Genomic DNA, 2,587 nt, shown 5'->3' with positions numbered 1-2,587 from the left:
CATCCATATTGTTAATTTCGCTTTGACGTAACGACCAACCAACACCGTCGATATTGCTTAGAATCTGATCGGGACGTTTCGCTCCGCATAAAACAACAGACTCTGGTAAATAATCTAAAATAAATCGAATTGCTACAGAAGCAATTGATGTATTGTGTTGTACCGCAATCTCTTTCATAGCTTCCACTATTTCAAGATTTTTTAAAAACTTTTCGCCATGAAAATTAACATAAATTTCTCTGGAACGCCTGTCATCAGACCCAAACTTTGAATTCCTGTTATATTTTCCAGTCAAAATACCCTGCCCTAAACTTCCCCATGTCAGAGGTGTCATATTCATTTTTTTTGAAATAAATGTCATATCTTCCTCATTTTTTCTACATGCCAGGCTGTACTCATCCTGAAAACTGACGAACCTTCCGGCATATGGTAACAATTCTGATAAATCTTCCTGATGAACATTACTCAATCCATAATAACGGATAAGTCCCTGTTTTTTTAAATCCTCCAATGTATCAACAACTTCACTAATTGGTGTGACTCCATCACGGTAATGAACCTGATACAAATCAATGTAATCAGTTCCCAATCGTTTCAGACTTCCTTCTAAAGCTTCATGAATCCAATCAGGGCTGTTATCATAAACCGTCTTTCCACCGCCGACGCGAACGCCAAATTTAGACGCTACGATTACTTTCTCTCTTTGATTTCCAAGAGCTTTTCCAAGTGTTAATTCTGACTGTCCCAAACCGTAGGTATCTGCCGTATCAAAAAAATTGATTCCTCTATCTATAGCTGTATGCACAGCATCAATCAATTCAGTTTCCTGAACATTTCCCCAACCATAGCCTCCCATGGGGCATCCACCCATACAGATTCTTGAAACTTTTAAATCTGAGTTTTTTAGAGTTATATATTCCATTTTTATCTGTGCTCCTTCTTTACAATAAAACCATAAGCTTTCTCTAATACTTTCCAGACAGTCAGAAATACTAATTTCATATCAACAACAAAAGAAACTTTGTGTGCGTATTTCACTCGCAGCTTGTTCTTTTTCGGCATAACATACTTTTCATATATTTCATCCGCATTTATCTCTTCGCCAACAATTTCATCCAGATTTATAAATTCTATCGAACTATAGTCTGTAATGCCAGGGCGAACCTGCAAAATATCTTTTTCTTCCCCTTTATATAACTGAACATATTTAATAATTTCAGGACGAGGTCCTACTATACTCATCTTACCTAAAAAAACCTGTCCCAATTGGGGGATTTCATCTAATTTTGTCTTGCGAAGAAAATTTCCCACTTTAGTAATACGGCTGTCATGCAAAGCAGTTGTATCTCCGCCAATTTTATCAGCGTCTTTTACCATGCTTCGGAATTTACATATGTAAAATGGATTTCCTTTATAACCGCCACGGGGCGCGCGATAGAATATTGGAAAACCATCTTCAACCACTATTGCCAGTCCAATCACAAGGTATAATGGCCATAATATTGCCAACGCGATTCCCGAAATGATTACATCCAACACTCGCTTAATACATCTATTATATATTCGATCATACGCTTTTCTTTTTTTCATTTTCATCCAACTTTCCCTTATGTATATAAGTATATAAAATTCTATACAGATAAGTCTATTACATCTCTACCAAAATCAAAGACCAATTTCCTTATATATCCGCTTGAGTTTCAAAACTTCTTCCGTATTTGTATACATAATACTTTTTGCCTCCTTCATGTGCACATCGAATTTTCCTTTAGTTTTGAACAAACGGTGAATCCAAGCCACCGGATAGAGCCAGTGCCGCCCCTGCAAATAAGTATACCTCTTTTCTAATTCACTAGCCGGGGCAAACAAGCGATGAATCAGTGTCTTTCCTCTGGACACACCCTCTTCGTTACGATCCTGCTTTTTGAGTGATACTAATCCAGAATCACGCCCAAAATAGCCAAACACGCCTCCAGCCAGCGTGTATTCCATAAATTCCTCTTTTACCTGCTGGTCAATTCTCTGCAAAGGGAATGGACTTCTGACACCCAAATAGTCCTGAACAACTGTCAATACCATATTAGCAAACTCTGTAAAACGCAGCGTATCTAACTCTTTCTGAACATAATCCCAGTCCAGCGTGTCCCCAAAATACTTGACAAATACTGCGATATCCATGTACATCCGGATACCCGCTCCTGAACTGCAGATATGTTTCGCAATATGCGTCAACAGATACAAAAAATGATATTCCGGTGAGAGCTCATATGTGTGTCCTCCAATCAAATGGGCATGCTCCCAGATATGTCGGAAGTATCCTTTATAATTTGCTTTATCTGAAACATCCACTTCCATAACATCTGTATGAATCTCATAATATTCTGTTTGATTGAAATAGCTATAGACCGGCTCCCAGTCTGTTTTTCGCTCAAATTTCTCTCTCATCATCAGAGCGTCACTCTTTTCCCGGTCTTCAGCATGAATCAAAAAGTCAATGTCACCATAAGTGCGTAACTCTGGAACCGGATAGTAATCTTTCAATACATAACCTTTGAAAAGAAGATGATCAATTCCTTCTTTATCCATC

The 2,587-nt window shown here is 38.0% G+C and carries 3 protein-coding genes; all 3 read right to left on the bottom strand.

Annotation, left to right across the window (positions count from 1 at the left end; translation table 11 throughout):
• Positions 1-922, bottom strand: a 922-nt coding sequence (locus ACTNES_RS20425; RefSeq protein WP_441040528.1) for an aldo/keto reductase, incomplete at its 3' end; no start/stop codon positions are given.
• 2 nt (positions 923-924) lie between these two features.
• Positions 925-1,596 (bottom strand): sugar transferase, encoded by a 672-nt coding sequence (locus ACTNES_RS20420; RefSeq protein ID WP_441040527.1) that lies wholly within the window; start codon positions 1,594-1,596, stop codon positions 925-927.
• Positions 1,597-1,665: 69 nt separating this feature from the next.
• On the bottom strand, positions 1,666-2,587 hold a 922-nt coding region (locus ACTNES_RS20415), incomplete at its 5' end, for a nucleotidyltransferase domain-containing protein (protein ID WP_441040526.1).

It is taken from the genome of Blautia sp. HCP3S3_D9 (assembly GCF_052063845.1).
Taxonomy (GTDB): Bacteria; Bacillota; Clostridia; order Lachnospirales; family Lachnospiraceae; genus Blautia_A.
This window is presented reverse-complemented; position numbering and strand designations above follow the sequence as displayed.